The 23,938-nt window shown below is 40.6% G+C and carries 22 protein-coding genes and 1 other RNA gene; 15 read left to right on the top strand and 8 right to left on the bottom strand.

Translation table 11 applies throughout. From position 1 onward, the window contains the following. Positions 1 to 46: 46 nt before the first annotated feature. The 4 genes from H6G06_RS01165 to H6G06_RS01150 form a co-directional block, all read right to left on the bottom strand. Positions 47 to 1,078: a tetratricopeptide repeat protein gene (locus tag H6G06_RS01165; RefSeq protein WP_338422903.1), complete on the bottom strand. Its 1,032-nt coding sequence runs from the start codon at positions 1,076 to 1,078 to the stop codon at positions 47 to 49. Positions 1,079 to 1,207: 129 nt separating this feature from the next. Then, a complete protein-coding gene (locus H6G06_RS01160) occupies positions 1,208 to 1,537 on the bottom strand; it encodes a ribulose bisphosphate carboxylase small subunit (protein WP_190556247.1) in 330 nt (109 codons plus the stop codon). A gap of 54 nt (positions 1,538 to 1,591) precedes the next feature. Next, positions 1,592 to 1,999: a RuBisCO chaperone RbcX gene (gene rcbX / locus H6G06_RS01155; protein WP_190556246.1), complete on the bottom strand. Its 408-nt coding sequence runs from the start codon at positions 1,997 to 1,999 to the stop codon at positions 1,592 to 1,594. Between the two features lie 83 nt (positions 2,000 to 2,082). Next, on the bottom strand, positions 2,083 to 3,513 hold the full coding sequence (locus H6G06_RS01150) for a form I ribulose bisphosphate carboxylase large subunit (RefSeq protein ID WP_190556244.1): 1,431 nt from the start codon (positions 3,511 to 3,513) through the stop codon (positions 2,083 to 2,085). A 746-nt stretch (positions 3,514 to 4,259) separates the two neighbouring features. Between H6G06_RS01150 and H6G06_RS01145 the strand changes: the two genes are divergently transcribed. The 4 genes from H6G06_RS01145 to prmA all read left to right on the top strand — a co-directional run bounded on the left by H6G06_RS01145 (position 4,260) and on the right by prmA (position 9,230). After that, positions 4,260 to 5,342 (top strand): ligand-binding sensor domain-containing protein, encoded by a 1,083-nt coding sequence (locus H6G06_RS01145; RefSeq protein ID WP_190556242.1) that lies wholly within the window; start codon positions 4,260 to 4,262, stop codon positions 5,340 to 5,342. Positions 5,343 to 5,538: 196 nt separating this feature from the next. Continuing rightward, complete coding sequence (gene panB / locus H6G06_RS01140; protein ID WP_190556240.1) at positions 5,539 to 6,318, top strand: 3-methyl-2-oxobutanoate hydroxymethyltransferase; 780 nt, start codon at positions 5,539 to 5,541, stop codon at positions 6,316 to 6,318. A 213-nt stretch (positions 6,319 to 6,531) separates the two neighbouring features. Next, positions 6,532 to 8,112 carry a phosphoglycerate dehydrogenase gene (serA, locus tag H6G06_RS01135; RefSeq protein ID WP_190556238.1) on the top strand — a complete coding sequence of 527 codons (1,581 nt, stop codon included), beginning with the start codon at positions 6,532 to 6,534 and terminating at the stop codon, positions 8,110 to 8,112. Between the two features lie 197 nt (positions 8,113 to 8,309). Then, entirely contained in the window at positions 8,310 to 9,230 is a 921-nt protein-coding gene (gene prmA, locus H6G06_RS01130) for a 50S ribosomal protein L11 methyltransferase (RefSeq protein WP_190556236.1), read from the top strand. A gap of 98 nt (positions 9,231 to 9,328) precedes the next feature. Here prmA and trxA read toward each other — a convergent pair whose 3' ends face one another. Further along, a complete protein-coding gene (gene trxA, locus H6G06_RS01125) occupies positions 9,329 to 9,646 on the bottom strand; it encodes a thioredoxin (protein WP_190556234.1) in 318 nt (105 codons plus the stop codon). Positions 9,647 to 9,850: 204 nt separating this feature from the next. Here trxA and H6G06_RS01120 point away from each other — a divergent pair, with 204 nt between their 5' ends. Beyond that, entirely contained in the window at positions 9,851 to 10,234 is a 384-nt protein-coding gene (locus H6G06_RS01120) for a protein kinase domain-containing protein (RefSeq protein ID WP_190557208.1), read from the top strand. Further along, the gene (locus H6G06_RS01115; protein ID WP_190556232.1) at positions 10,194 to 10,550 is read left to right on the top strand and encodes a hypothetical protein; all 357 of its coding nucleotides are present in this window, start codon (positions 10,194 to 10,196) and stop codon (positions 10,548 to 10,550) included. Before H6G06_RS01120 ends, H6G06_RS01115 begins: the two co-directional genes overlap by 41 nt. Positions 10,551 to 10,628: 78 nt before the next feature. Here H6G06_RS01115 and H6G06_RS01110 read toward each other — a convergent pair whose 3' ends face one another. Beyond that, positions 10,629 to 11,426 (bottom strand): class II aldolase/adducin family protein, encoded by a 798-nt coding sequence (locus H6G06_RS01110; RefSeq protein WP_338422902.1) that lies wholly within the window; start codon positions 11,424 to 11,426, stop codon positions 10,629 to 10,631. Positions 11,427 to 11,640: 214 nt separating this feature from the next. On the opposite strand from H6G06_RS01110, the gene H6G06_RS01105 reads away from it, so the two are divergent. Next, the gene (locus H6G06_RS01105; RefSeq protein ID WP_190556228.1) at positions 11,641 to 12,426 is read left to right on the top strand and encodes an Rpn family recombination-promoting nuclease/putative transposase; all 786 of its coding nucleotides are present in this window, start codon (positions 11,641 to 11,643) and stop codon (positions 12,424 to 12,426) included. Positions 12,427 to 12,564: 138 nt separating this feature from the next. Then, the gene (gene fabG / locus H6G06_RS01100; protein ID WP_190556226.1) at positions 12,565 to 13,305 is read left to right on the top strand and encodes a 3-oxoacyl-[acyl-carrier-protein] reductase; all 741 of its coding nucleotides are present in this window, start codon (positions 12,565 to 12,567) and stop codon (positions 13,303 to 13,305) included. Positions 13,306 to 13,420: 115 nt separating this feature from the next. On the opposite strand, the gene H6G06_RS01095 is transcribed toward fabG, so the two are convergent. After that, positions 13,421 to 14,503, bottom strand: coding sequence for an MraY family glycosyltransferase (locus H6G06_RS01095; protein ID WP_190556224.1), 1,083 nt, complete (start codon positions 14,501 to 14,503; stop codon positions 13,421 to 13,423). A 171-nt stretch (positions 14,504 to 14,674) separates the two neighbouring features. Here H6G06_RS01095 and groL point away from each other — a divergent pair, with 171 nt between their 5' ends. From groL to H6G06_RS01060, 7 genes are all read left to right on the top strand, one after another. Beyond that, positions 14,675 to 16,354 (top strand): chaperonin GroEL, encoded by a 1,680-nt coding sequence (gene groL / locus H6G06_RS01090; RefSeq protein WP_190556222.1) that lies wholly within the window; start codon positions 14,675 to 14,677, stop codon positions 16,352 to 16,354. 201 nt (positions 16,355 to 16,555) lie between these two features. Next, positions 16,556 to 17,698, top strand: coding sequence for a magnesium/cobalt transporter CorA (corA, locus tag H6G06_RS01085; protein WP_190556220.1), 1,143 nt, complete (start codon positions 16,556 to 16,558; stop codon positions 17,696 to 17,698). A gap of 36 nt (positions 17,699 to 17,734) precedes the next feature. After that, the gene (locus H6G06_RS01080; RefSeq protein ID WP_190556218.1) at positions 17,735 to 18,454 is read left to right on the top strand and encodes a hypothetical protein; all 720 of its coding nucleotides are present in this window, start codon (positions 17,735 to 17,737) and stop codon (positions 18,452 to 18,454) included. 47 nt (positions 18,455 to 18,501) lie between these two features. Continuing rightward, positions 18,502 to 18,932, top strand: an RNA gene (gene rnpB / locus H6G06_RS01075) — RNase P RNA component class A. A 265-nt stretch (positions 18,933 to 19,197) separates the two neighbouring features. Next, positions 19,198 to 19,923 carry a ribonuclease III gene (gene rnc, locus H6G06_RS01070; RefSeq protein WP_190556217.1) on the top strand — a complete coding sequence of 242 codons (726 nt, stop codon included), beginning with the start codon at positions 19,198 to 19,200 and terminating at the stop codon, positions 19,921 to 19,923. 87 nt (positions 19,924 to 20,010) lie between these two features. After that, a complete protein-coding gene (locus tag H6G06_RS01065; protein WP_190556215.1) occupies positions 20,011 to 21,072 on the top strand; it encodes a Gfo/Idh/MocA family protein in 1,062 nt (353 codons plus the stop codon). A gap of 566 nt (positions 21,073 to 21,638) precedes the next feature. Further along, the gene (locus H6G06_RS01060) at positions 21,639 to 22,418 is read left to right on the top strand and encodes a D-Ala-D-Ala carboxypeptidase family metallohydrolase (protein WP_190556213.1); all 780 of its coding nucleotides are present in this window, start codon (positions 21,639 to 21,641) and stop codon (positions 22,416 to 22,418) included. Between the two features lie 106 nt (positions 22,419 to 22,524). Here H6G06_RS01060 and H6G06_RS01055 read toward each other — a convergent pair whose 3' ends face one another. Beyond that, positions 22,525 to 23,841, bottom strand: coding sequence for a WD40 repeat domain-containing protein (locus tag H6G06_RS01055; protein ID WP_190556211.1), 1,317 nt, complete (start codon positions 23,839 to 23,841; stop codon positions 22,525 to 22,527). Between the last annotated feature and the right edge of the window lie 97 nt (positions 23,842 to 23,938).

Raw genomic sequence — 23,938 nt, 5'->3', positions numbered from 1 at the left:
ACCTGAGACCAAATCAAATAAACACTACTCTATATCTAAAGTATATCTAGTATACTTCATAAGGGTTGATGATGTCATTCATATAACCACAATCCAGCCAACTATCACAGTTATCTCTCTCGAATTGAACAGGGTAGTTATTATCATTAATCTTATCAAATTCTTGAGCAGTATTATCTATCAAACTTTCTGTTTGTGTTGCTTCATTATTTATATGAGTATCAAAATCACTTTTGATATCTTTAAGATGAAATTCTTTATATTCTGCTAACTTTTGACTCAATATTAAATATTTTTCATCAGTTCCATAGAACTTAATTCTAATAAATTTCTTATTTTTTCTACTTACTATTTGCCAACTACATTTTATATCGCTTTTTAAATCTTTAAGTAATTGTTTCCACATATCTTGATGTTGAACCAAAACATCAAATGAATAACTAACGTAATTTTGATGAAAGTTAATTGCATTCTTATTTTCTCTATCTTCCTCTCTTCGTTCAGACTCATAAAATGATTTTATTTTTTCAATAGCATCTTGATAATCTATTTCTTGGCACTTGTGCTTATATATCTCTGCTGCTTTTTTAAAATCCTCAATTGCATTAAATTTATCTCCTAATTCATAACGAATTTCGCCCCTATTATAGTAAGCATCAGCTTGATTAGGATTAATTTCCAGTGCTATATCATAATCGGCTATTCCCCCATGTTTATCTCCTAAAGCATAGCGAGAATTTCCTCTATTATAATAAGCATCAGCCTTATAAATATTAATCTGCAATGCTCTGCTATAATCAGATATAGCCTTATTTTCATCTCCTATCATGGAATAAGCTACTGCCCGATTAAAGTAAGCATGATAACTATTTGGATTAATTTTTAAGGCTCTATTGTAATTATTAATAGCATCTTCTATTGCTCCTAAAGCAGAGTAAACTATACCCCTTGCTATTAAAGTTTTGGTATTGTGGCAATTAATTTGCAAAGATTCATTACAGTCTTTCAATGCTTCATGAAAATTTCCCAAAAAATAATTAGCAACTGCGCGATTATAGTAAGCTTCATCAAGAGTAATTTGTTGTATAATACCACCGTTTTGTGTGTGCTACTCCACTAACAATTCTATTCTCCATCAAAAACTAAAAAAGAGAGATAGAAAACTCTACCCCTCCAAAAAAACAAATTATTTAAACCAAATCAGAATTTAGTATCTGCTGGGTTTGTGAACGATAAAGCTGAGAACTTGGCACTGTTTGATGTTGTCAAAACCTACAACACGAACATAGCAATTACCGTACTGAGAACGGCAAGCTTGAACTTCACCTAATACTTCTTGAGTGGTTTTAGCACCAAACAAAGGCAGCTTCCACATTGTCCAGAATAATTCGGTTGGTTCAGAAGTTTCATTGAACTCAACTGCTGGAATGTAGCCTTGAGTCAGAATGTACTGAACTTGCTTGGCTATTTGCGCGTCAGATAGGGGGGGCAAATAAGAAAGGGTTTCGTAACGACGCTCTTTCGGTAAAGTTTGCATGGCTGTTTTAAGTGGCTATTTTTTACTACTTGGTTTTTGGGGCTTGCGCCTATCCTAACCAGATAAATTATCCAAATCAGGATCTGAAACTGTCTGCTGTTCAGTTATTGGGCTGGGATTTGATAAATTTAGTTGCGTGATGCGTTCGAGATGCTGGCGACGCTGTTCCATGTTGGCTTGCTGAATGCCAGTACGCACCATTTCTGGTAAGAAATCTGTCACTTCCGCCGCAATGTGTTCCCTGACAGTCATAATCCGCAAAGCCAAATCTGACTTTACCAGAAACAGTTCCTCAATATATGCTTCTCCGTCCTGGATTTTTCCAGCAGAAAAGTTTTGCAACCAATATGCTAAAGGAGGATTTGTTTCGCCTAGCTGTGCCAATACAGTCCGCAGCGCCTGATAAGTTAGGTAGCTTTGGAGAGTTTTGGCTGTGTCTTTCGCAATTTGCTTTAGATTCATGCTTGACCCAGCCCTATAGATTTTGGATTTTAGATTTTGGATTTTATATTCATCCAAAGTCCAAAATCCCAAATCCTAAATGATCAGACGGTATCCATTGCTTCAAACTCGAACTTGATTTCTTTCCACAGTTCGCAAGCAACGGCCAATTCAGGAGACCACTTAGCCGCTTCGCGGATAATGTCGTTACCTTCACGAGCCAAGCTACGTCCTTCGTTACGAGCTTGAACACAAGCTTCTAGAGCTACGCGGTTAGCGGTTGCACCAGGAGCGTTACCCCAGGGGTGACCAAGTGTACCACCACCAAACTGTAGTACGGAGTCATCACCAAAGATTTCTAACAGTGCGGGCATATGCCATACGTGGATACCACCGGAAGCAACTGCCATTACACCAGGCATAGAAGCCCAATCTTGGGTGAAGTAGATACCGCGAGACTTGTCTTGCTCAACGTAGTTTTCACGTAGGAGGTCAACGAAGCCCATTGTGATACCGCGTTCGCCTTCCAATTTACCAACAACTGTACCGGTGTGAATGTGGTCGCCACCAGACATCCGCAAGGTTTTAGCCAATACACGGAAGTGAATACCGTGGTTCTTTTGACGGTCGATAACGGCGTGCATCGCACGGTGAATGTGCAGCAAAATACCGTTCTTACGACACCAATGAGCCAAGGTTGTGTTAGCTGTGAAACCTGCGGTCAGGTAGTCGTGCATGATGATGGGCATTTTGAGTTCTTTAGCGTACTCAGCCCGTTCCAGCATTTGCTCACAGGTAGGAGCGGTTACGTTCAAGTAGTGACCCTTGATCTCGCCGGTTTCTGCTTGTGCTTTGTGGATTGCTTCTGCTACGAACAAGAAGCGATCGCGCCATCTTTGGAATGGTGCAGAGTTGATGTTTTCATCATCTTTTGTAAAGTCCAAACCACCGCGCAAACATTCGTATACAGCGCGTCCGTAGTTCTTAGCAGAAAGACCCAATTTGGGCTTAATGGTACAACCCAACAAAGGACGACCATACTTGTTCAACTTGTCGCGTTCAACTTGAATACCGTGAGGAGGACCTTGGAAGGTCTTCAGGTAAGCAACGGGAATCCGCAAGTCTTCCAAACGCAGTGCGCGTAATGCTTTGAAACCAAATACGTTACCTACAATAGAGGTCAACATATTGGTTACGGAACCTTCCTCAAACAAGTCGAGAGGATAAGCAACATAAGCAATGTATTGGTTATCTTCACCAGCAACTGGCTCGATGTCGTAGCAACGACCTTTGTAGCGATCTAGGTCGGTGAGCAAGTCTGTCCATACAGTTGTCCAAGTACCTGTAGAAGACTCAGCCGCTACCGCAGCACCAGCTTCTTCGGGTGGAACTCCAGGTTGAGGAGTCATCCGGAATGCTGCAAGAATATCTGTATCTTTAGGTGTGTAATCAGGAGTGTAATAAGTTAGTCTGTAATCTTTAACCCCAGCTTGATACCCAGATTTAGCCTGAGTCTTCGTTTGCGCGTAAGACATATTTTCCTTCCAAGAAGTCAATCTTTTTACTATCAAATCACGTTATGTGCAACTTTTTATCACCCTTTATTTTTCTCATTTTCTCATTATATATATAAGAAAAACTTATAATTTAGGGTCGGCTGTAGGTTCAGGGTAGCTTTGTTTGTGCGTCAAACATCTGGTAGCGGTAGCAATTCACCGCACCTTTTTATCTCTATATAGTAGAGGCGCACATCCAGGCGCTTTGGGTTTTCCCCCGTTCCACGAACACAAAGTCTTTTCTATCTTTTTTGCTTACCTTACTAAACCTGCTTAATTTCAGAGAAACTTCGGCGCTTTACAGGCATTATGGAATTGATGCCTTAAAACTAGGAGAAATTAGGGTTTTAAACTGTCTAGCTTATGCTCCCGGTTTTTTTCTCCTGATATCTTGCCCTGATTGGGTAAAAAGATATAGAGGAAACTTCACTAACTGCTGTTTAGCTCCAGAGTGAGCCAAAGATAAAAAACTGCACAGGACGGAATTTGTAACTTGTCTCACAATATATCAATAATTGAATAAGTTATCCTTTGAAAGTTTTTAACTTTTATATTTAAATTTCTTATTAATGAAATTTGCAAACATTTTGTTAAGACTACTTTACAAATGGTGATTATTAGTTATATAGGAATACAGTTCACATAGGGATTTTTTCTATACTCCCACTATCCTGCCTAAAAATCGCAGTGGATGTAAAAATTACTCGTGATAAGGATATACAACCGTGGTATTTTTTCATAAACGTACTCGTTTATTAATGATTTCTATCTTACTGGGGCTGATAGGTCTGTCCAGCACAGCAATGCGAGTAAGAGCGCAACAAAAATCTGATGTCAATCCCGCTAATTCCACAACTACTTACCCAGTTGCACCACCGCCAAAACGAGTAGATCCCTTACCCGATGACCGAGATGTGCTGGAGAGAGAAGCAGAAACTGATTACCGGATTAGTAACTTACTAGGAGATTTTGCTGGTAATCTGTGGGTAGGTTCTTGGCGGGGTTTATCGCGGATTGACCCAAATACGGGTAATGTTATTGCTCGCGTCAGTTTACCAAATGTGACTATTGGTGCTTTAGCACAAGATAAAGTCGGTCGTTTGTGGGTGGGAAATTATGAAGGCTTGACACGAGTAGACCCCCGTACTAATGAAATTACAGCCCAGAATTTATTACTACCTTCCAAACGGGTATTATCGCTGCTGATTGATAAACGTGGTTATTTATGGACGGGTACTGATAGCGGTTTAGCTTTGATTAGTCCTGACCAAGGCTTAATTATGACAACTGTCAAAAATATGCCCGGTGTTAGCGTCAATGCGATGACTTTAGACGCTGAAGGTCAGCTTTGGGCTGGGACTTTGGACGGGCTGATAAGGGTTAATACCGCCAGTGCTTTGATTATGAAGAGGATAAATAATTTACCAGGGGCGACTGTGCAAGCTTTGGCTATCAGTCCCGAAGGGTTAATTTGGGCAGGAATGCCGAATCAATTATTGGTAGTTAACCCGAAAAATGGTATTGTGCTGCGGTCTGTCACTCCACTGCGGGGAAGAAATGTAACTTCAGTGCGTTTTGCTCAAGATGGTAGTGTTTGGGTAGGTACTACCAATGGGTTGCTAAGATTAAATCCAGATACAGGAGCTTTGTTAGATAGAGTCGCTGGACTTCCTTCTAGTCGGGTGCTGACTATTGCACCTGATCTTGGTAATAAGTTGTGGGTGGGAACCAGCGAGGGACTAGCTTGGTTAATGCCTACAATGGATAAAGCACAGCCTCATTTTGGTTTTGGCCGGGCTGTGAAGTAGGGACTGGGGACTGGGAAGAGGTGATAGATAATTCTCCCTCCTGACTCCTGTACGGGCGAAGCATTCGGGCGATCAATTATCGGTTTTTTTCCCAAGTTTATTTTCCGAATGCTGATGCTTCCAGCACGCTCCGCGAACGCCCCTACGACTCCTGAGTCCTCATCCAAAATCTAAAATCTAAAATCTAAAATAGTTTATGGCAATTACTACCCAGCAATTAATACAATGGAAACAGCAGGGACGGGCAATTGTCGCTTTGACTGCTTGGGATTATGCGATCGCTCAACTGTTAGATGCAGCTGGTGTGGACTTAATCCTGGTAGGAGATTCTCTGGCAGTTGTGCTTGGGTATGAAACAACACTGCCAATTACTCTCGATGAAATGATTCATCATGCTAAAGCTGTGCGTCGTGGTGTGAAACGCGCTCTAGTTGTTGTTGATTTACCATTTTTAACTTATCAAGAAAGTATATCCCAAGCGATGCACTCAGCCGGAAGAGTGCTGAAAGAAACTGGCGCACAAGCGGTAAAATTAGAGGGAGGGCATCCGGCAATGATTGAAACTGTGGCCAGGTTGGTGCAAGCGGGTATTCCGGTGATGGGTCATGTAGGATTGACACCGCAATCAATACATAAAATGGGTTTGCGACAACAGGGAAAAAGTCCAGCAGCGGGTGAAAGAATTTTAAATGAAGCGATCGCTCTAGAACAAGCCGGTGTATTCTCAATAGTATTAGAACATATACCCGCAAATTTAGCATTAGAAATTACCCAAAAATTGCGTATTCCCACTATTGGTATTGGTGCAGGTTCACAATGTGACGGACAGATTTTAGTTACTTCTGATGTGTTGGGACTTTCAGAAAAACAGCCCCCCTTTGCTAAAGTTTATACAAATTTGCGGGAAGAAATTACCAAAGCTGTGCAGAATTACGCTTTAGAAGTACGTGATGGGCAGTCTGACACAAACACATAATTTTTGCTGAATTGTTGCAGATAAGCACTAAACTTAAAAGTCTTGTACAGCAAATTCGTAAGAATTCAGGAGTCAGGAGTCAGGAGTCAGAATGTTTTATCAAACAGTAGATTATCAAATATATGATTTTGGGTGTAACTGTTAAAAACCTGACTGCTGACCGCTAAATAGCTGAATGTTTGCGGAAAACCTAGAATTATAAATGAAGTAATCATGTCCAAGGTTCTTGTCTCCGATCCGATTGACCAAGCTGGTATTGACATTCTTTCCCAAGTTGCCACGGTTGATGTCAAAACAGGTCTAAAACCAGCAGAATTGATAGAAATTATTGGTGAGTATGACGCGCTGATGATTCGTTCTGGAACTCGCGTCACTCAAGAAATTATTGAAGCTGGCACACAATTAAAAATTATTGGACGTGCTGGTGTGGGTGTGGATAATGTAGATGTTCCTGCTGCTACCCGCAGAGGTATTGTAGTCGTTAATTCTCCTGAAGGAAACACGATCGCAGCGGCGGAACACGCACTAGCAATGATGTTATCTTTATCCCGTCATATCCCTGATGCCAATGCTTCCGTAAAAAGGGGAGAGTGGGATCGGAAAACTTTTGTCGGTGCAGAAGTATACAAAAAAACCCTGGGCGTTGTGGGCTTGGGGAAAATTGGCTCTCATGTTGCGACTGTAGCTAAGGCTATGGGCATGAAATTATTAGCTTATGATCCCTTTATTTCCACAGAACGCGCCGAACAAATGGGCTGTCAGTTGGTGGAATTAGATTTACTGTTCCAACAAGCAGACTATATTACTTTACACATCCCGAAAACCCCGGAAACAACAAATTTAATCAACGCTAAAACTTTGGCGAGGATGAAACCAACAGCGAGAATTATCAATTGCGCCCGTGGTGGCATCATTGATGAGTCAGCTTTGGCAGCGGCGATTAAAGAGGGTAAAATTGGTGGTGCAGCGTTGGATGTGTTCGAGTCAGAACCGTTGGGAGAATCTGATTTGCGATCGCTCGGTAAAGATATCATCCTCACTCCCCACTTAGGTGCATCTACCACCGAAGCCCAAGTGAACGTAGCCATAGACGTAGCTGAACAAATCCGTGATGTTATTTTAGGACTACCTGCCCGTTCTGCGGTCAACATTCCTGGACTCGGACCCGATATCTTGGAAGAACTCAAACCTTATATGCAGTTGGCTGAAACCTTGGGTAACTTGGTTGGACAACTAGCGGGTGGAAGGGTGGAAACACTGACTGTCAAACTACAAGGTGAACTGGCAACTAATAAGAGTCAGCCTTTAGTAGTAGCAGCCTTAAAAGGACTACTATATCAAGCTTTGCGGGAACGGGTAAATTATGTCAATGCCAGCATAGAAGCTAAAGAAAGAGGTATTCGGGTAATTGAAACACGGGATGCTTCAGCGCGAGATTATGCTGGTTCTCTGCATCTGGAAGCCACGGGTACTTTAGGTACTCATTCTGTGACAGGTGCTTTGTTGGGTGATAAGGAAATCCACTTAACTGATGTTGATGGTTTCCCCATTAATGTCCCACCTAGCAAATATATGCTGTTCACTCTGCACCGTGATATGCCGGGAATTATCGGTAAACTCGGTTCTTTACTTGGCAGTTTTAATGTCAATATTGCAAGTATGCAGGTAGGCCGGAAAATCGTCCGTGGTGATGCGGTCATGGCTCTAAGCATTGATGATCCTTTACCAGATGGGATCTTGGATGAAATTAAACAAGTGTCCGGTATTCGGGATGCGTATACAGTAACACTTTAAAACAGGTGACAGGTGACAGGTGACAGAAGAAGCAGGGGGGAGGGGTGCAGGGGGCAGAAGAAGCAGGGGGGCAGAGGAGAAAAGTTTTCCCCTTGCTCCCTGCTAGAAAGCTCCGTTTCCTCTTTCTTGCTCCCTGCTAGAAAGCTCCTTGCCCTGTTCCCTGTTCCCTGTTCCCTGTTCTAGTAATTTAAAATTTTATGGCAAATACTTGGTGGGAACTGAAAATTTTATGTGATCCAGACTTAGAAGATTCTATCTTTTGGCGACTGGAAGGTTTTGGCTGTCGTGGTACAGCTAGTGAAAGCAAAGGAAATTCCTCACTATTAAAGGCTTATTTGCCCAGCTTTCAAGCACAACTACTGGATTTATCGGCACTTTCATTATGGTTGCGTCAAGATGCTTTGTGTATCGGTTTGCCATCTCCGCTGCTACACTGGAATTTGATTGATGAGGAAGATTGGGCTAGTAGCTGGAAACAGTATTGGCAACCTCAAGAAATTGGCGATCGCTTCTTGATTAACCCCGCATGGCTACCACTACCCCAATCATTAGAACGGTTAGTGATTCGCCTTGATCCAGGTGTGGCATTTGGTACGGGTAATCATGCTACAACCCAACTGTGTCTGGAATCGCTGGAAATGCGCCTGAGTCAACTTCCTGAATCTTTCATCGCCACAGATGACAAAAAACACTCTGTGGTAATTGCGGATATAGGCTGCGGTTCTGGTATCCTTTCCATTGGTGCTTTACTACTGGGTGCAGAGAAAGTTTATGCGGTCGATACTGATCCCTTGGCTGTAAAATCAACTTTCAGCAATCGCGCTCTCAATGATATTAGTTCAGAACGCTTGATCCCAGCCCAGGGAAGTGTAGAATTTTTGACAAAGTTGATTGCTCAACCTGTGGATGGTATTGTATGTAATATTTTGGCTGACGTAATTATTGAGTTAATTCCAGAAATGGGCGTTCTTACTAAACCAAGTACCTGGGGTATATTTAGCGGTATTCTATTAGAACAATCTAAAGCTGTTGCAGATGTCTTGGAGCAAAATGGCTGGATTGTGGCCACTCTGTGGAAAAGAAAAGAATGGTGTTGTTTAAATGCACGACGTTCATAAGAATAGGTGACAGGTGACAGGTGACAGGGAAGAGTAAATAGAGAAGATGTAATTTTTTCTTCTTCCCTATTACCCATTACCAATTACCAATTACCAAATTAAATCAGGGTTTGCAGATGTTGGACTAGCTGTGGTGCTTGCAGTACTCCTTCAATTCTATCTACTGGCTGACCTTTCTTAAATAGTACCAAGGTTGGTAAGGCAGCAATTTGATACTGAGTTGCTAATTGAGTGTATTTTTCGGTGTCAATTTTGACGATTCGTAAACGGTCTTTCAATTGCAGATTGACTTGTTCTAAAATTGGAACCATCATCTGACAGGGACCACACCAGTCAGCGTAAAAATCTACTAATACTGGAACATCAGAACCTGATAGCATTTCTTCAAAGCTGTTAAATTCCTTTTTAGTTGTCATGATGGCACACACCTATTTTTAATTGTTTGTTTTAATGGTAGTTCTTAGAAAATAGAATCGGTTTAATTTTATTTTTTCTTGAGAAATGTGTTCTCTCACAGAGTATTGAAGAGACATATCACTCTTCCATCATGTATAATGTTATTCATCTATTCTTAAGCATTTATAGCCACACCGTGACACTATTAGCAGGACGTTACGAAAATTATACGCGAATTAGGCAAGGGGAGTTTTGCTGTTACCTACCTTGCTAAAGACCATTATCTACCCAGTCAACCATTATGTGTGGTTAAACAACTCCATACTATTCACAAAAATAATCAGAGTGTTCTCAAACTCTTTGAAAAGGAAGCAATAGTTTTGGAAAAGCTGGGTAAACATCCCCGAATTTCTACATTATTGGCATATTTTCCCCAAGATGATAACTTTTATATTAGTCAAGAATATATTTCCGGTAATGACCTGAGTACAGAAATTTTTCACGGTAAGCGGTGGAGTGAAGATAACGTTATTCAATTATTAAAAGAAGTATTAGCAATTCTCGTTTTTGTTCACACCCATTGCTATTGCACAGGTGCGAGACTATGAAACCCGACTGCGAGAATATGAAGACTTATTGATCAAAGTTGTGCAAGAACAATTTCCCTTTGATCAAAAAACAGAAGCACAATTAGAAGAATATCGTAACTCGTTAGGTTTAAAAGCGGAAGATGTGGCTAAAATTGAAGAACGGGTGAAATATGAACATCAACCGAAAAAACAAAAAACACCCCCACCCCCAGGCGGTCGATTTTTTTTGGCGTTTTTTAGGTGGTGCGTTGGTGGTTATTTAATTTTGTTTGATTTTGTCAAGGGGTATAGTAAAAAGATCCCCGACTTCTTTTTGAAGCTGGTTAATAAATGATAAATTTATCATAGAAGTCGGGGATCTGAAATAAATAGCAATATCAGAAATCTGAAAATCCTTAAATCCTCTTAAATATTAATCCAATAAATCTGGTTCTTGTCGCAAAATCATCTCATACAAAGATTGAAAAGAAAACCAACCCAGTGCATGAGAACCAACCTGACCATAAGTAAAACGAGCCGTTTTTGGATCTATAAGAATTGGTTTTCCTGCTGCTTCAGCCATCAATTGAGCTTGACAACAACGATCCATAGCAATAAACCACCATATAGTCTCATCTACTGTATGACCAACAGTTAATAAACCATGATTTCTTAAAATAATCGCCTTTTTATCCCCAAGAGTAGCCGCAATGCGATCGCCTTCCTTAGTCTCATACACCACCCCAGTATAGTCATCAAATAAAGCATGATCTTCATAAAAAGCGCAAGCATCTTGAGTTATCGGATCAAGTAAACGTCCTAAACTTGACCAACTTTTACCATAAAGTGAATGAGCATGAGCGGCCGCATTTACATCAGGTCTAGCTTGATGAATTCGAGAATGAATAGCAAAAGCTGCACCATTTACAGGTCTATTTCCTTGAACAACTTCACCTTTATCATTGACTAACAAAAGATCAGATACTCGAATATGACCAAAATACATCCCTAGAGGATTAACCCAAAAACAATCATCAAATTCAGGATCACGGACTGTAATATGTCCCGCTATTCCTTCATCAAAACCATAGCGAGCAAATAGGCGAAATGCAGCCGCTAAACGTTGTTTACGGTGTAGTCTTTCATCTTCTACACGCTCAAATTTAGGTGGGTTGGCAAAATTCTCATTTGTCATATATTGATATTTAGATTGATTTTTAACTACATCAATTGATTGTATAATAAAACATTAATTCCGTCATAGTCAATCAGATCAAATTGTCGTAAATTCTTGTTAAGTGAAACATTATAATTTAGTGATTAAAACTTAACATTAATAGAGCGATCGCCACAACTAGACATAAATTGCCTCAAATTATATGATGTGATGAAATTTATTAACCAAGATCGTGTAAAGTCTAAAATTAATAAACTTGTGATTTATCATGTATGACAACATTTGCAAATTTATCGCCGAAAACTACAAAGACGATCTAGTAACATGGTTACTAGGTTCACCCATAAAACTAACAAAACTTAGTCCCACAGAACTATCAAACGAACCAATTAGAGCCGATTCATTAATTTTATTACAATCTAATGAATTAGTTCTCCACAGCGAATTTCAAACCGATCCAGATAAAGAAATACCTTTTAGAATGACAGATTATCGGATCAGAGGTTATCGGCGGTTTCCTGAAAAAGAAATGCGTCAAGTAGTAGTATATCTGAGAAAAACCGATTCAGAATTAGTCTACAAAAACAGTTTCAAATTAAGTAAAACCTACCATGAATTTGAAGTAATTCGACTGTGGGAACAACCAACCGAGCAATTTATGACTTTACCGGGTTTATTGCCCTTTGCAGTGCTAAGTCAGACAAAAGAGCCTAAAATAGTATTAAGCCAAGTGGCCAAAGCAGTTGAAGCAATCACCGAACAAAAGTTACAAAGAAATATAGCTGCTGCTAGTAGCATTTTAGCAGGGTTAGTCTTAGAGAAAGAAGTGATCAAGAAGATTTTCAGGAGTGAGATTATGCGCGAATCAGTCATTTATCAAGAAATTCTGGAAGAAGGTAAAGCCGAAGGTAAAGCCGAAGGTAAAGCCGAAAATGCTAGAAACGTGGCTATAAATTTACTGCGAATGGGCATGAGTTTACAACAAATTGCCGAAGTGACAGAGTTATCTATTGAGCAAGTTCAGGATTTACAAAAGGAAATTCAAGCATCTTAATTGATTTAGATCCCCGATTTCTTCAAGAGGTCGGGGATCTGCTTATTCACGCTGCATATTCCAGCCTAAATACTTAAATGATCCCCAAATCACCATAAAATAATTAACGCCGTATCTCCACATATTCTGAAAAATAAAATGACATTATTACAGGGTCAAGTTGCAATTGTCACAGGTGCATCACGAGGAATCGGACGAGCGATCGCTCTCCAACTAGCATCCCAAGGCGCAAAAGTAGTAGTTAACTACGCCAGTTCTAGCACAGCAGCGGATCAAGTAGTAGCAGAAATTACAGCAGCAGAAGGAGAAGCCATAGCCCTCCAAGCAGATGTTTCTCAATCAGATCAAGTAGACACACTGATAAATACAACCTTAGACAAATTTAAACGCATTGATATCTTAGTCAACAATGCAGGCATTACCCGCGATACCTTGTTATTACGGATGAAGTTGGAAGAATGGCAAGCCGTCATAGACCTAAACCTGACAGGTGTATTTTTATGTACTAAAGCCGTCAGTAAAATCATGCTCAAACAACGTTCAGGCAGAATTATCAACATTTCCTCCGTCGCCGGACAAATGGGCAACCCTGGGCAAGCCAATTACAGCGCCGCTAAAGCAGGAGTTATCGGCTTTACCAAAACCGTCGCTAAAGAACTAGCTACTCGTGGGATCACCGTCAACGCCGTCGCTCCCGGCTTTATTACCACCGACATGACCAGCGATATTAAAGCCGAAGGAATTTTACAATACATTCCCCTTGGTCGTTTTGGTCAACCAGAAGAAATTGCAGGTATGGTGAGGTTTTTAGCAGCTGATCCCGCCGCAGCTTACATCACAGGGCAAGTCTTTAACGTCGATGGCGGCATGGTCATGTAATTAGTAATTACAGCAGGAGTCAGGAGTCAGGAGTCAGGAGTAAAACTGGCTTTGTGTATAGGTTTCAATTTAGATTCTGGATCTCATTGATCTGCAATCTGCTGTAAATAAATAATTATGAATCATGAATGATTCTCTGCCAGATAGTAAAACCCAACAGCAAGATAATACTAATGGCAGAAGCCAACATCACGGATAAAGTCATACCTTGTATTCTCATGGCCAGCAAGTTAAAAAACAAAGTAACTGACCACAGAGTAAAAGCCGCGTGACGTTGGGATAAACCCCAAGCCAGCAAGCGGTGATGCAGGTGGTCTTTACCAGGGGTACTCAGGGGGTTTTTTCCGGCTAAAAGTCGCCGCACAAACACCTGAGTCGTATCTAACACTGGCAACATCAGAAATAAAACTGTCGGTACAAGAGCATAAACTGTACTTTGTTGCAATTTGCCTAAAATGCTAGTTGCTGCTAGTACATAGCCAAAAAAGTATGCTCCAGCATCACCCATGATGATACGTGAAGGGTGGAAATTGTGGCGTAAAAAGCCCAGTGCTGCACCTCCCAAAGCAGCTAATACTAAGGTTGCGGCTGCTCGATTATCAAATTGAGCAGAAACCCCCAACAAACTCATAGCAGTAATAAAACTGATCCCACCAGCTAAACCATCCATACCATCCATCAAATTAATGGCATTGGTAATACCTACTACCCACAATACAGTCAAAGCCATTGATAATAGTGAGTCGATAGGTGTACCAAACATGACTTTGATGCTAATGCCATTGGCCACCAGCAACAATGCCGTGATCATCTGCGCCCACAAACGGACAGAAGGAGGTAAACCAAATTGATCATCAATAAAGCCAACCAAAACCAGAATAGAACCCCCTAACAAAATCGTTAGTACCTGAGCCAATACGCCTTGGAGTTCAATAGGTCGTAACAGACTAGCTAATACTAAAGCGGCAATAACGCCGGCATAGATAGCCAAACCGCCGGCATTAGGTAAAGGTTCTCGGTTAAGTCGTCGGGCGTTCGGTTGATCAGCCCAACCTACCCGCAGAGCAAACTGACGGATAGCGGGAATCAAACGCCAAGTTACAAGCCAAGCCAAAATAAAAGTAAATACTACAGCCAACCAGCCGGTGCCGCTAGGGTTAGCAATACCAAGAGACTTAAGGGAGTTGTCTAAAATCATCTCCCACTTCAACCATTACTGCTAGTGTCCAAAATGAGCATCAATAATGAGCATCAACTGTAATATTAATCAATTTTTTATTGGTATTTGTTAAATTGAATAACTGAAGCAGTTAGCACTCTTGACCTGTGAGTGCTAAATTGTCTAATGGAAGCGATAGAGAAATAAAACATGGCTAAGATTATTGCATTTGATGAAGAATCACGGCGGGCGCTAGAAAAGGGCATTAACGCCCTGGCAGATGCGGTAAAAATCACCTTGGGACCAAAAGGCCGCAACGTCCTGTTAGAAAAAAAATTTGGTATACCCCAGATTGTCAACGATGGTATCACCGTTGCCAAGGAAATTGAACTAGAAGATCCTTTAGAAAATACTGGCGCTAGACTCATCCAAGAAGTGGCATCTAAAACCAAGGATGTAGCTGGAGATGGTACTACAACTGCTACGGTTCTAGCACAGGCCCTAGTCAAAGAAGGACTCAAGAACGTAGCCGCAGGTACAAACCCCATTGCCTTAAAGCGGGGTATGGATAAAACCGTTGATTTCTTGGTGCAAGAAATTGCCAAAATAGCCAAGCCAGTCGAAGGCAGTGCGATCGCTCAAGTTGCCACAGTTTCTGCTGGTAACGATGAAGAAGTCGGTAATATGCTGGCACAAGCTATGGAAAAAGTCACCAAAGATGGTGTCATCACGGTTGAAGAATCCAAATCCTTAACTACCGAACTCGAAGTAGTAGAAGGGATGCAAATTGACCGTGGTTATATTTCTCCCTACTTCATCACCAACAACGACCGGATGACAGTGGAATTTGAAAACGCCCGCATCCTGATTACCGACAAAAAAATCAGCGCCATTCAGGATTTAGTACCTGTACTGGAAAAAGTCGCTCGTTTAGGTCAGCCTTTATTGATCATTGCTGAAGATGTAGATGGTGACGCTTTAGCAACTTTGGTAGTTAACAAAGCACGGGGAGTTTTAGCTGTTGCAGGTATTAAAGCTCCTGGTTTTGGTGAACGTCGCAAAGCCTTATTACAAGATATTGCCATTCTCACCGATGGACAGATGATTTCTGAAGAAATCGGTTTGAGCTTGGATACCGCTACTTTGGAAATGCTGGGTACAGCCCGGAAAATCACCATTGACAAGGAAAATACCACCATTGTCGCTGGTAGTGACAACAAACCAGAAGTGCAACAGCGCATTGCTCAAATTCGTAAGCAGCTGGAAGAAACTGACTCCGACTACGATTCCGAAAAACTCCAAGAACGCATTGCCAAGTTAGCTGGTGGTGTGGCAGTAATTAAAGTTGGTGCAGCCACAGAAACCGAACTCAAAGACCGCAAACTGCGGATTGAAGACGCACTCAACGCCACCAAAGCCGCAGTGGAAGAAGGTATCGTTCCTGGTGGTGGTACAACCTTAATCCACCTGTCTACAAAAGTAGATGATATTAAGGGCAGCCTTGATCCTGAAGAACAAATTGGCGCTGAGATTGTGCAGAGAGCATTAGAAGCGCCTTTACGCCAAATTGCAGACAACGCTGGTGCTGAAGGTTCTGTCATTGTCTCTAAAGTTAAAGAAACCGATATTAATATCGGCTACAACGCTGCTACCGGAGAATTTGAAGATTTAATTGCCGCAGGTATAATCGACCCTGCTAAAGTTGTCCGTTCCGCATTGCAAAACGCCGCTTCTATTGCGGGTATGGTTTTAACCACCGAAGCGATTGTTGTCGAAAAGCCTGAAAAGAAAGCTGCTGCTCCTGATGCTGGTATGGGCGGCATGGGCGGCATGGGTGGTATGGGCGGTATGGGCGGTATGGGCGGTATGGGCGGCATGGGTATGTTCTAATCACCGCTTCCCCAAATAAATTTTAATTTTTTTACAGTTTGTCTTGACAAAACAAGGCAAACTGTTTTTTATACAGGGAGACAAATCAGGTCAAAAGTCATGCATTGAAAAGTCAAAAGTCAAAATTGATAATGGAAAATAACTTCTTCCTGCCTCCTGCCTCGTTCCCTATTCCCTGACAACTGCAATAGGTACAATTTGATGATTAAAAAATTTCGCCGTCTTCCTCAAGTTATAACTAAACAATCTTTCACGGAATATTATCATCAACCAGGAACTCCCCCAGGAACCATAATTATTGATGAAAATGCTGAACAACCAAATATTCTTTTGATTGACTACAACCAAACTGATCTGATTCGTCAACAAATAACTAACCCAGAAGATTGCGTCAATTATTTGGATACAGAATCTGTTTCTTGGGTGGATGTACAAGGTTTAGGTAATAGAGATATCTTGGAACGCTTGGGTAAAGTTTTTGAGTTGCATCCTCTAGTTTTAGAAGATGTGGTAAATATGGCAGAACGTCCAAAAATTGAGGACTATGAAGACCAATTATTGATTATCGCTCGGATGGTAGTACCCAAGGAAAGAAGTTATGGTTTTCATAGTGAACAAGTGAGTTTTGTTTTAGGAAAACATTATTTACTTACAGTTCAAGAAGAAGCAGAATTTGATTGTTTTGATGGAGTCAGAACACGAATTGCTAAAAATAAAGGTACAATTCGCAAACAAGGAGCAGATTATTTAGCTTATGCTTTATTAGATGCAATTATTGATGGTTTTTTTCCAGTTCTAGAACTCTATGGAGAACGCATTGAAGAATTAGAGGAAGAAGTAATAGTTAAACCTACTCCGCAAACATTACAACAAATTCACCAAATTCGACGAGAATTATTACAATTGCGTCGTGCGATTTGGCCTCAAAGAGATGCAATTAATTCTTTGATTAGAGACAGTAGTGAAATAATTAGTGACGAAGTACGAATCTATCTGCGAGACTGTTATGATCATGCAGTGCAAGTGATGGATATGGTGGAAACTTATCGAGAATTAGCATCGGGATTAATGGATGTCTATCTTTCCGCAGTTAGCAATAAAATGAATGAAATTATGAAGTTCCTAACTGTAGTTTCATCAATTTTTATTCCTCTAACTTTTGTAGCTGGAATATATGGGATGAATTTCAATACTGAAAAATCACCATATAATATGCCGGAATTAAATTGGTATTTGGGTTATCCCCTATGCTTGGGATTGATGGCCTTAATTGCTGGTATGTTAATATTCTTGTTTTGGCGACGGGGTTGGCTGGCAGATTCATGGCATATTAAGCAAAAATAAGGATTAAAAACTTTACAGGGAGTTATTTGCAGTTTTATGGCAGTACAAAGTAGTGATCAAAATCTAATTGTTTTGACAGTTTATATTCTGGGAATATATTACACATTCAATCGGATGATTGAATCTATCGATGATATGGTGGCGCTAAATTTCCAAAAAAGTGCTGTTGATGAACAATTGCAAGAACAAAACCTTCAGGATAAAATTGGTATTTCTTTTAAAACAGGTACATATGCTTTGGAGAAACTGAAAGATAATTTAAAAGAATTGTCAATTAGCATAGAGAATAAATCAGAAAGTTTAGCGGTATATGTTGACTGGGACAATAGCTCTTGGGTAGTTGAACATAACAAACAATCTCGCCGAGTGATTCGCAAATCTCCAGACCTCAGCCGTGACTTAGCAATACCACAGGTTCCTACTATTATTGCTCCCAAGAAAACAATTTCTGAAAATGTAACGGCAGAAGATATTTTAAAAAGAGACAAAGAAACAGGAACATATCAACCAGGGGAACCCTTAATTGATATCATGGGCATGAAGAATCAAAAGCCTTTCAAGAGTTTGTACAAAGACTTTATGGATGGTAAAAAGAAGATAGATTTTTCTTTTCAACTGGTCTTGCGAATATCTGAGTTGCGCGTCGGTTTAGCTCCTGGTGTGAATGTTCCTCCTATATCAATTATCAATTGTCCTTTCACTATCGAGAAACTACCCTGGACTTATGCCTTACCTTGGAATAAAAAGAAGTCATAATTATCCACACAGAAGGGGCGATAAAAGCTTAAACTGGATAGAGAGGGAGAGTAGGCGCAGGCAGTTGCAGATCAGTCATCAAAACTGGTTTGAGGAAAGTCCGGACTCCCGAAAGACCAAACTTGCTGGATAACGTCCAGTGCGAGCGATCGTGAGGATAGTGCCACAGAAAGATACCGCCAATACTGGGGACTGGTTACTAGGGACTGGGTACTGGGTAATAATTTTCCCAATTCCCGATCCCCGATTCCCAATACCCGAAGTTGGTAAGGGTGCAAAGGTGCGGTAAGAGCGCACCAGCAGCATCGAGAGGTGCTGGCTCGGTAAACCCCGGTTGGGAGCAAGGCCAGAGGAACTATGGTTGGTCTTTTACCAGTTCCGTCAAACAAGAGCCGCTAGAGGTGTCTGGTAACAGACATCCCAGATAGATAACCGCCCTCGCAAGAGAACAGAACCCGGCTTATGTCCTGCTCTCTCTCTTTTTTAGTCATTAGACATCTCCGGTAATTAAATGTGCGTGGTTTGAAACCCTTGTAGAGACGTTCCGGCGGAACGTCTCTACCATATTTCCGGAGAGGTATATTAGTTATTAGTAATTAGACATCTCCGACAAAGGTTGTAGAGCCGAGAATCCCTACCCATGGCACGTCTCTGCAAGGTTTCTAGAAAACGCATATTTAATTTTCACCAGATGTCTGTTAGCTATTCATGATTGAGTTCCATATATTTACTATCTTTTTTTAATGTCCAGCGTTTATCCTCGCCGTCAACGGCAACTTGAAAGTTTAGTCCAAAAGTTAGGTTTGTCAACAGATAGTCCGATAAAGTGGCCGTTACTCGACTTGGCGCTAACTCATGCCACTGTTTCGGAATCGGCAAATTATGAACAGCTGGAGTTTGTTGGTGATGCAGTGGTGCGGCTCGTGGCTGCTGTGGTGTTATGGGAACATTACCCCGACTGTTCGGTGGGGGATTTTGCGGCTATTCGTTCGGTGTTGGTGAGCGATCGCATTCTCGCCAAATTAGCAAGAGAATATGGTTTAGAACTATACTTACTTGTTGCTGGCAGTGCTACCGCTGATCTCATTGGTCAAGAGTCGCGTCTAGCAGATGCTTTTGAAGCAGTGCTGGGGGCGCTTTATCTCAGCACTCACAATTTAGGCCTGATTCGTCCTTGGTTAGATCCGCACTTCCTGGAACTGACACAAGAAATTCGCCTTGATCCGGCTAAATTAAACTATAAAGCTGCTCTGCAAGAATGGACTCAGGCACAATTTAAAGTTTTACCAGAGTACCGCGTTGTGGAAGTTAATCAGCCTCACCGTATTCATGAGCGTTTTGTGGCTGAAGTTTGGTTGCATGAGAAAATGTTGGGCAAAGGTAAGGGACGTTCTATTAAAGCCGCTGAACAAGCTGCGGCTAAAGTTGCTTATTTGGCAGTTACTGAAGAGGTGACAGGGAACAGGTGACAGGTGACAGAGAAAAGAGTAGGGGAAGCGGGGGAAGAACAACTTATTCCCAAAAACCAAGGACTAATGACTAATAACTAATGAGCAATGACTAAAATTAAACTTGCAGTTATCGGGGTTGGACGTTGGGGAGTGCATTTGTTGCGGAATTTTCTCGCACATCCTCAAGTAAGTGTGGTGGCTATAGTAGACCCACATCCAGAAAGATTGGCAGCAGTCAAACAACAGTTTAATATAGATGAGAATGTATTATTAACAACGGAATGGGAGTCTGTAAAGCAGATTTCGGGGCTAACAGCAGTGGCGATCGCTACTCCCGCGACTACTCACTATAGCTTAATTAAAGATTCTCTCCAGCAGGGATATCACGTTTTGGCAGAAAAACCCCTAACTCTTGACCCAGAAGAATGTCGGGAACTATGCCAATTAGCTGAGTATCAGCAATTGATCCTCATGGTTGACCATACCTATTTATTTCACCCAGCAGTGGAAAAAGGTCAAGCCGTAGTTCAAGCCGGTCAGCTAGGTGATTTACGTTATGGTTATGCTACCCGTACTCATTTGGGACCCGTGCGCCAAGATGTTGATGCACTATGGGATTTAGCGATTCATGATCTTGCTATCTTCAACACTTGGTTAGGTAAGTTACCTGTAAAAGTACAAGCAACGGGTACAGTTTGGTTACAGGGAGATCGGGAAATCGGGGGAAACACCATGACCACATTACCTCAAAGCCAAGGTTTAGCTGATTTAGTTTGGGTAACGCTGACTTATCCAGATAATTTTCAAGCATATATTCACCTGTGCTGGTTGAATCCTGATAAACAGCGTCGTTTAGGAATTGTGGGTAGTAAAGGAAGTTTGATTTTTGATGAAATGTCACCTTCATCACCTTTAACTTTGATACATGGGGAGTTTGCCAAAGAGGGAAATTTATTTATACCTGTAAATCAACGTCAGGAAGTGCTGGAAATTGAAAAAACTGAACCATTAGGAAAAGTGTGCGATCGCTTTGTTAGCAGTGTCTTGGAAAATACCCCCTCAATGGTTTCCTCCGGGTGGGTAGGTAGAGAGTTAGTAGAAATTCTCAGTGCTTTAACTACATCTCTCCAGCAGGGAGGTAAATCTTTGACGCTCCCCGTCCTATAGAGGGACGGAGATTCTTGCTTCAATGAGCAACCTTGCCTAGACTTGTTGCCAGATCTGGGTAGAGGGTCATCTCTCCACAAGCGTTAACACTTCGGCTTCGCTCAGTGTAAAAAGTTTCCGTCCGCCCGACGGTACTTAAATCAGCAAACAAACGGCATGAGATATTTGTCTATGCTTTTTGGAACTATGCACCCACATTTACAAGCATGAGTTCTAATTGAAAGTGATTTTTTAGCATTGGGCTGATCTGAAATTGATGTTTAAGCTTAAAAATGAATTTTAATCCTAAATTAAGGATTTGACAGACTAAATAGGCTAGTTTTATCTGTATCATTATCTTCCTATAGGGTTAGTGTTGAATACTACCCTAGTTCGTGAACAGAATTTTTATATCATCTCCGTTTAAATACTGCTCATATCTGTAAGGACTGTAACTGGTAATTGCTTAGAAGGAAAAAGCAATTAGCAATTAGTAACATAACTAACTTTATCCTTAGTAGTCTAGGCGGACTTGATATCACAAAGCATATCTTTTTGTACAAAGTTCAAATTTTAACAGGAAACTTATGACATCAAACTCCCCAGATTCAATCAACCCTGGAACTATCAAATCTCTATCTGAGTTTGTGAAACTCAACCCACCTGCTATATTCATCACTGATGCTCACCCAGACCTGATTAAAGAAATACAAGGAATCCTGAAGATAGAAGTAGATGGTGTTCTCGGTTCCCTAACTAAGCAAGCTTTCTCAGAATTCAAGGAATTTAACCAACTACAATATCCCTTGGGACTAGGAGTAACTACAGCTAAAGAGTTACTAGAGTTCAAAGGTAAGGAGGAAACCGCAAGTACCACAGATGACAGCACTGGTTCAGAAGCAAAAGTGAATGCCTCTGCTGGATCGCGTACAGGTGCGTCAATGAAACTTCCTGGAGGTGAAATAGTCTATGCAAACCAATATATTGTTGAAGGTATTCCTCTAACTTGGGGTGAAGCTACCAAAAATTGTACTCGTATTCCTACCAGTGCTGAATATGTAGCAAATGCCATCAAAGTGGCGAAAACTTGGGGACCAGTGAGAGAGAAATTTGGTTCACCTATTAGAATTACTTCTGGCTATCGTCCACCCCAGGTTAACAAGTCAATAGGAGGCGCTCGGAATAGTCAGCATCTCTACTTCCGTGCGATAGATATGCAGCCCTTGAATGGTGATTTCAGAAAGCTTTGGGATGTGTTAAAAGCTTCTCAATTTATTGGTTTAGGAGATGCTGTTTTTATGGGCAGAAATAAGGGATTCTTTCATGCTGACATTAGACCCGGTGATAGGGTTATCTTTCCTTACTAATAACTCAATCTGCTAGTTATCTATACCAGCCTCAGAATTGATTCTGAGGCTAATATCCCAAATCTGCTGAAGGCGACTAATATCATTAAGCAATAAAATTCACCTTTCATTTACAAGGAAACAGGGTTATTGTTTTATCCCCACTTCCAGCAGCTAAAAGTTTACCATCGGGACTAAAAGCGACTGAGTTAAGACCTCCACTCCAAGAAGCATCTTTATGTCCGTCAAGAGTACGATGTTGCTGAGTTGCTAAATCCCAAATTTTGATAGTTTTGTCTTCACTACCACTAGCTAAAATCTGCCCGTCAGGACTAAAAGCAACTGACATAACTTTATTTTCATGCCCTTTTAAAGTTCCGACAAATAATAATTTCTCTGTGTTATTTTCTGATGCAGATGTCGTGGGAACTGCTTGATTAAATTCCAGATTTATTTGAGAAATTTGTGAAGTTTCAATATCTGATTGGTTAGGTGTATCTAATGGTTGAATCAACGTATCAAAAGCAGTATCTAATTCTTTTAAAACATCCAATGTTCTTAAAGATTGGTTGATAGAATCAAAGATGTTATTAAATTTGGAACTTTCAGCAGATTGATTTTGTTTAACTTTCTCTAATTCATTCAATTCTTGTTCAAGGGTTTCATGCAACTGCTGGATTGAGTTATTAATTTGGGAAAATTGCGGTTTAACAGTTTCAATCTCTTGACTAATTTGGGAAAATTCCGATTTTTGATTTTCTTGATTTTTGCGGAATTCTACTAATTGTTGCTGAATGCTTTCATTTCCATCTTGAATTGATTTCTCAATTTGCTCAAATCGAGAATTAACAACTGATATTTGTTGACTAAATTGTGAAAATTCAGATTTTAATTCTTGAACATTAATTAATTTTTGTCCTTGGTTTTGAATAGTTTCATTCAAATTGTGCAAAGAATTATCCAATTCACTCAAACGGTTGTTAATATCTTGAATTTGTTGATTAAAGTGGTTAATTTCGGTACTCAATTTTTGTATTGATATATCAATTTTCTGATCGATAAATTGACTTGACTGTTGTTTCCAGATTTCTATTTTTTCCAACCGCTGATTAATAGAAATTTCAATTTCCTGGTCGATAATTTGGCTTAACTGTTGTCTCCAAACTTCGATTTGTTGTAACCGTTGATTAGATGTATCCATAGTTTCCTGTACTTGGTAAAATTTATCTGTGATATTTTGCAGACTTGCCTGTAATTGTTCAATTTGTTGTTGCGACTGGGAATGATTAAAGCGGGGACGATTGGCTAAATTTAACGCTATACTTATAGCAAGGGGAACAGCTGCATAAACCATCTGCTGAGTCACTGTTGCTGCTATTGTTCCCAATACTGATAAACCCAAGCACACATACTCGCTAATTTCTAGCCATTGACGTTTGCTCATTATGTTTAATCATGATACTGTGAAGTCAGTATATTTATGTAATAAAAATATTGTCAAGAGTTAAATTTGTGATATTAAGTTACGACGATTTTAAAAA

This window comes from Anabaena sphaerica FACHB-251 (assembly GCF_014696825.1).
GTDB lineage: Bacteria > Cyanobacteriota > Cyanobacteriia > Cyanobacteriales > Nostocaceae > RDYJ01.
Note: the sequence above shows the minus strand (reverse complement) of the source record. Positions and strands in the feature narration are given on the sequence as shown.

Coding starts and splice junctions, on each gene's coding strand:
- groL (WP_190556222.1), top strand. CDS start 14,675: ATGGCTAAGATTATTGCATTTGATGAAGAATCACGGCGGGCGCTAGAA.
- serA (WP_190556238.1), top strand. CDS start 6,532: ATGTCCAAGGTTCTTGTCTCCGATCCGATTGACCAAGCTGGTATTGAC.
- fabG (WP_190556226.1), top strand. CDS start 12,565: ATGACATTATTACAGGGTCAAGTTGCAATTGTCACAGGTGCATCACGA.
- H6G06_RS01080 (WP_190556218.1), top strand. CDS start 17,735: ATGGCAGTACAAAGTAGTGATCAAAATCTAATTGTTTTGACAGTTTAT.
- rcbX (WP_190556246.1), bottom strand. CDS start 1,999: ATGAATCTAAAGCAAATTGCGAAAGACACAGCCAAAACTCTCCAAAGC.
- H6G06_RS01160 (WP_190556247.1), bottom strand. CDS start 1,537: ATGCAAACTTTACCGAAAGAGCGTCGTTACGAAACCCTTTCTTATTTG.
- trxA (WP_190556234.1), bottom strand. CDS start 9,646: ATGACAACTAAAAAGGAATTTAACAGCTTTGAAGAAATGCTATCAGGT.
- H6G06_RS01095 (WP_190556224.1), bottom strand. CDS start 14,503: ATGATTTTAGACAACTCCCTTAAGTCTCTTGGTATTGCTAACCCTAGC.
- H6G06_RS01055 (WP_190556211.1), bottom strand. CDS start 23,841: ATGAGCAAACGTCAATGGCTAGAAATTAGCGAGTATGTGTGCTTGGGT.
- prmA (WP_190556236.1), top strand. CDS start 8,310: ATGGCAAATACTTGGTGGGAACTGAAAATTTTATGTGATCCAGACTTA.
- panB (WP_190556240.1), top strand. CDS start 5,539: ATGGCAATTACTACCCAGCAATTAATACAATGGAAACAGCAGGGACGG.
- H6G06_RS01150 (WP_190556244.1), bottom strand. CDS start 3,513: ATGTCTTACGCGCAAACGAAGACTCAGGCTAAATCTGGGTATCAAGCT.
- H6G06_RS01060 (WP_190556213.1), top strand. CDS start 21,639: ATGACATCAAACTCCCCAGATTCAATCAACCCTGGAACTATCAAATCT.
- H6G06_RS01065 (WP_190556215.1), top strand. CDS start 20,011: ATGACTAAAATTAAACTTGCAGTTATCGGGGTTGGACGTTGGGGAGTG.
- H6G06_RS01105 (WP_190556228.1), top strand. CDS start 11,641: ATGTATGACAACATTTGCAAATTTATCGCCGAAAACTACAAAGACGAT.
- corA (WP_190556220.1), top strand. CDS start 16,556: ATGATTAAAAAATTTCGCCGTCTTCCTCAAGTTATAACTAAACAATCT.
- rnc (WP_190556217.1), top strand. CDS start 19,198: ATGTCCAGCGTTTATCCTCGCCGTCAACGGCAACTTGAAAGTTTAGTC.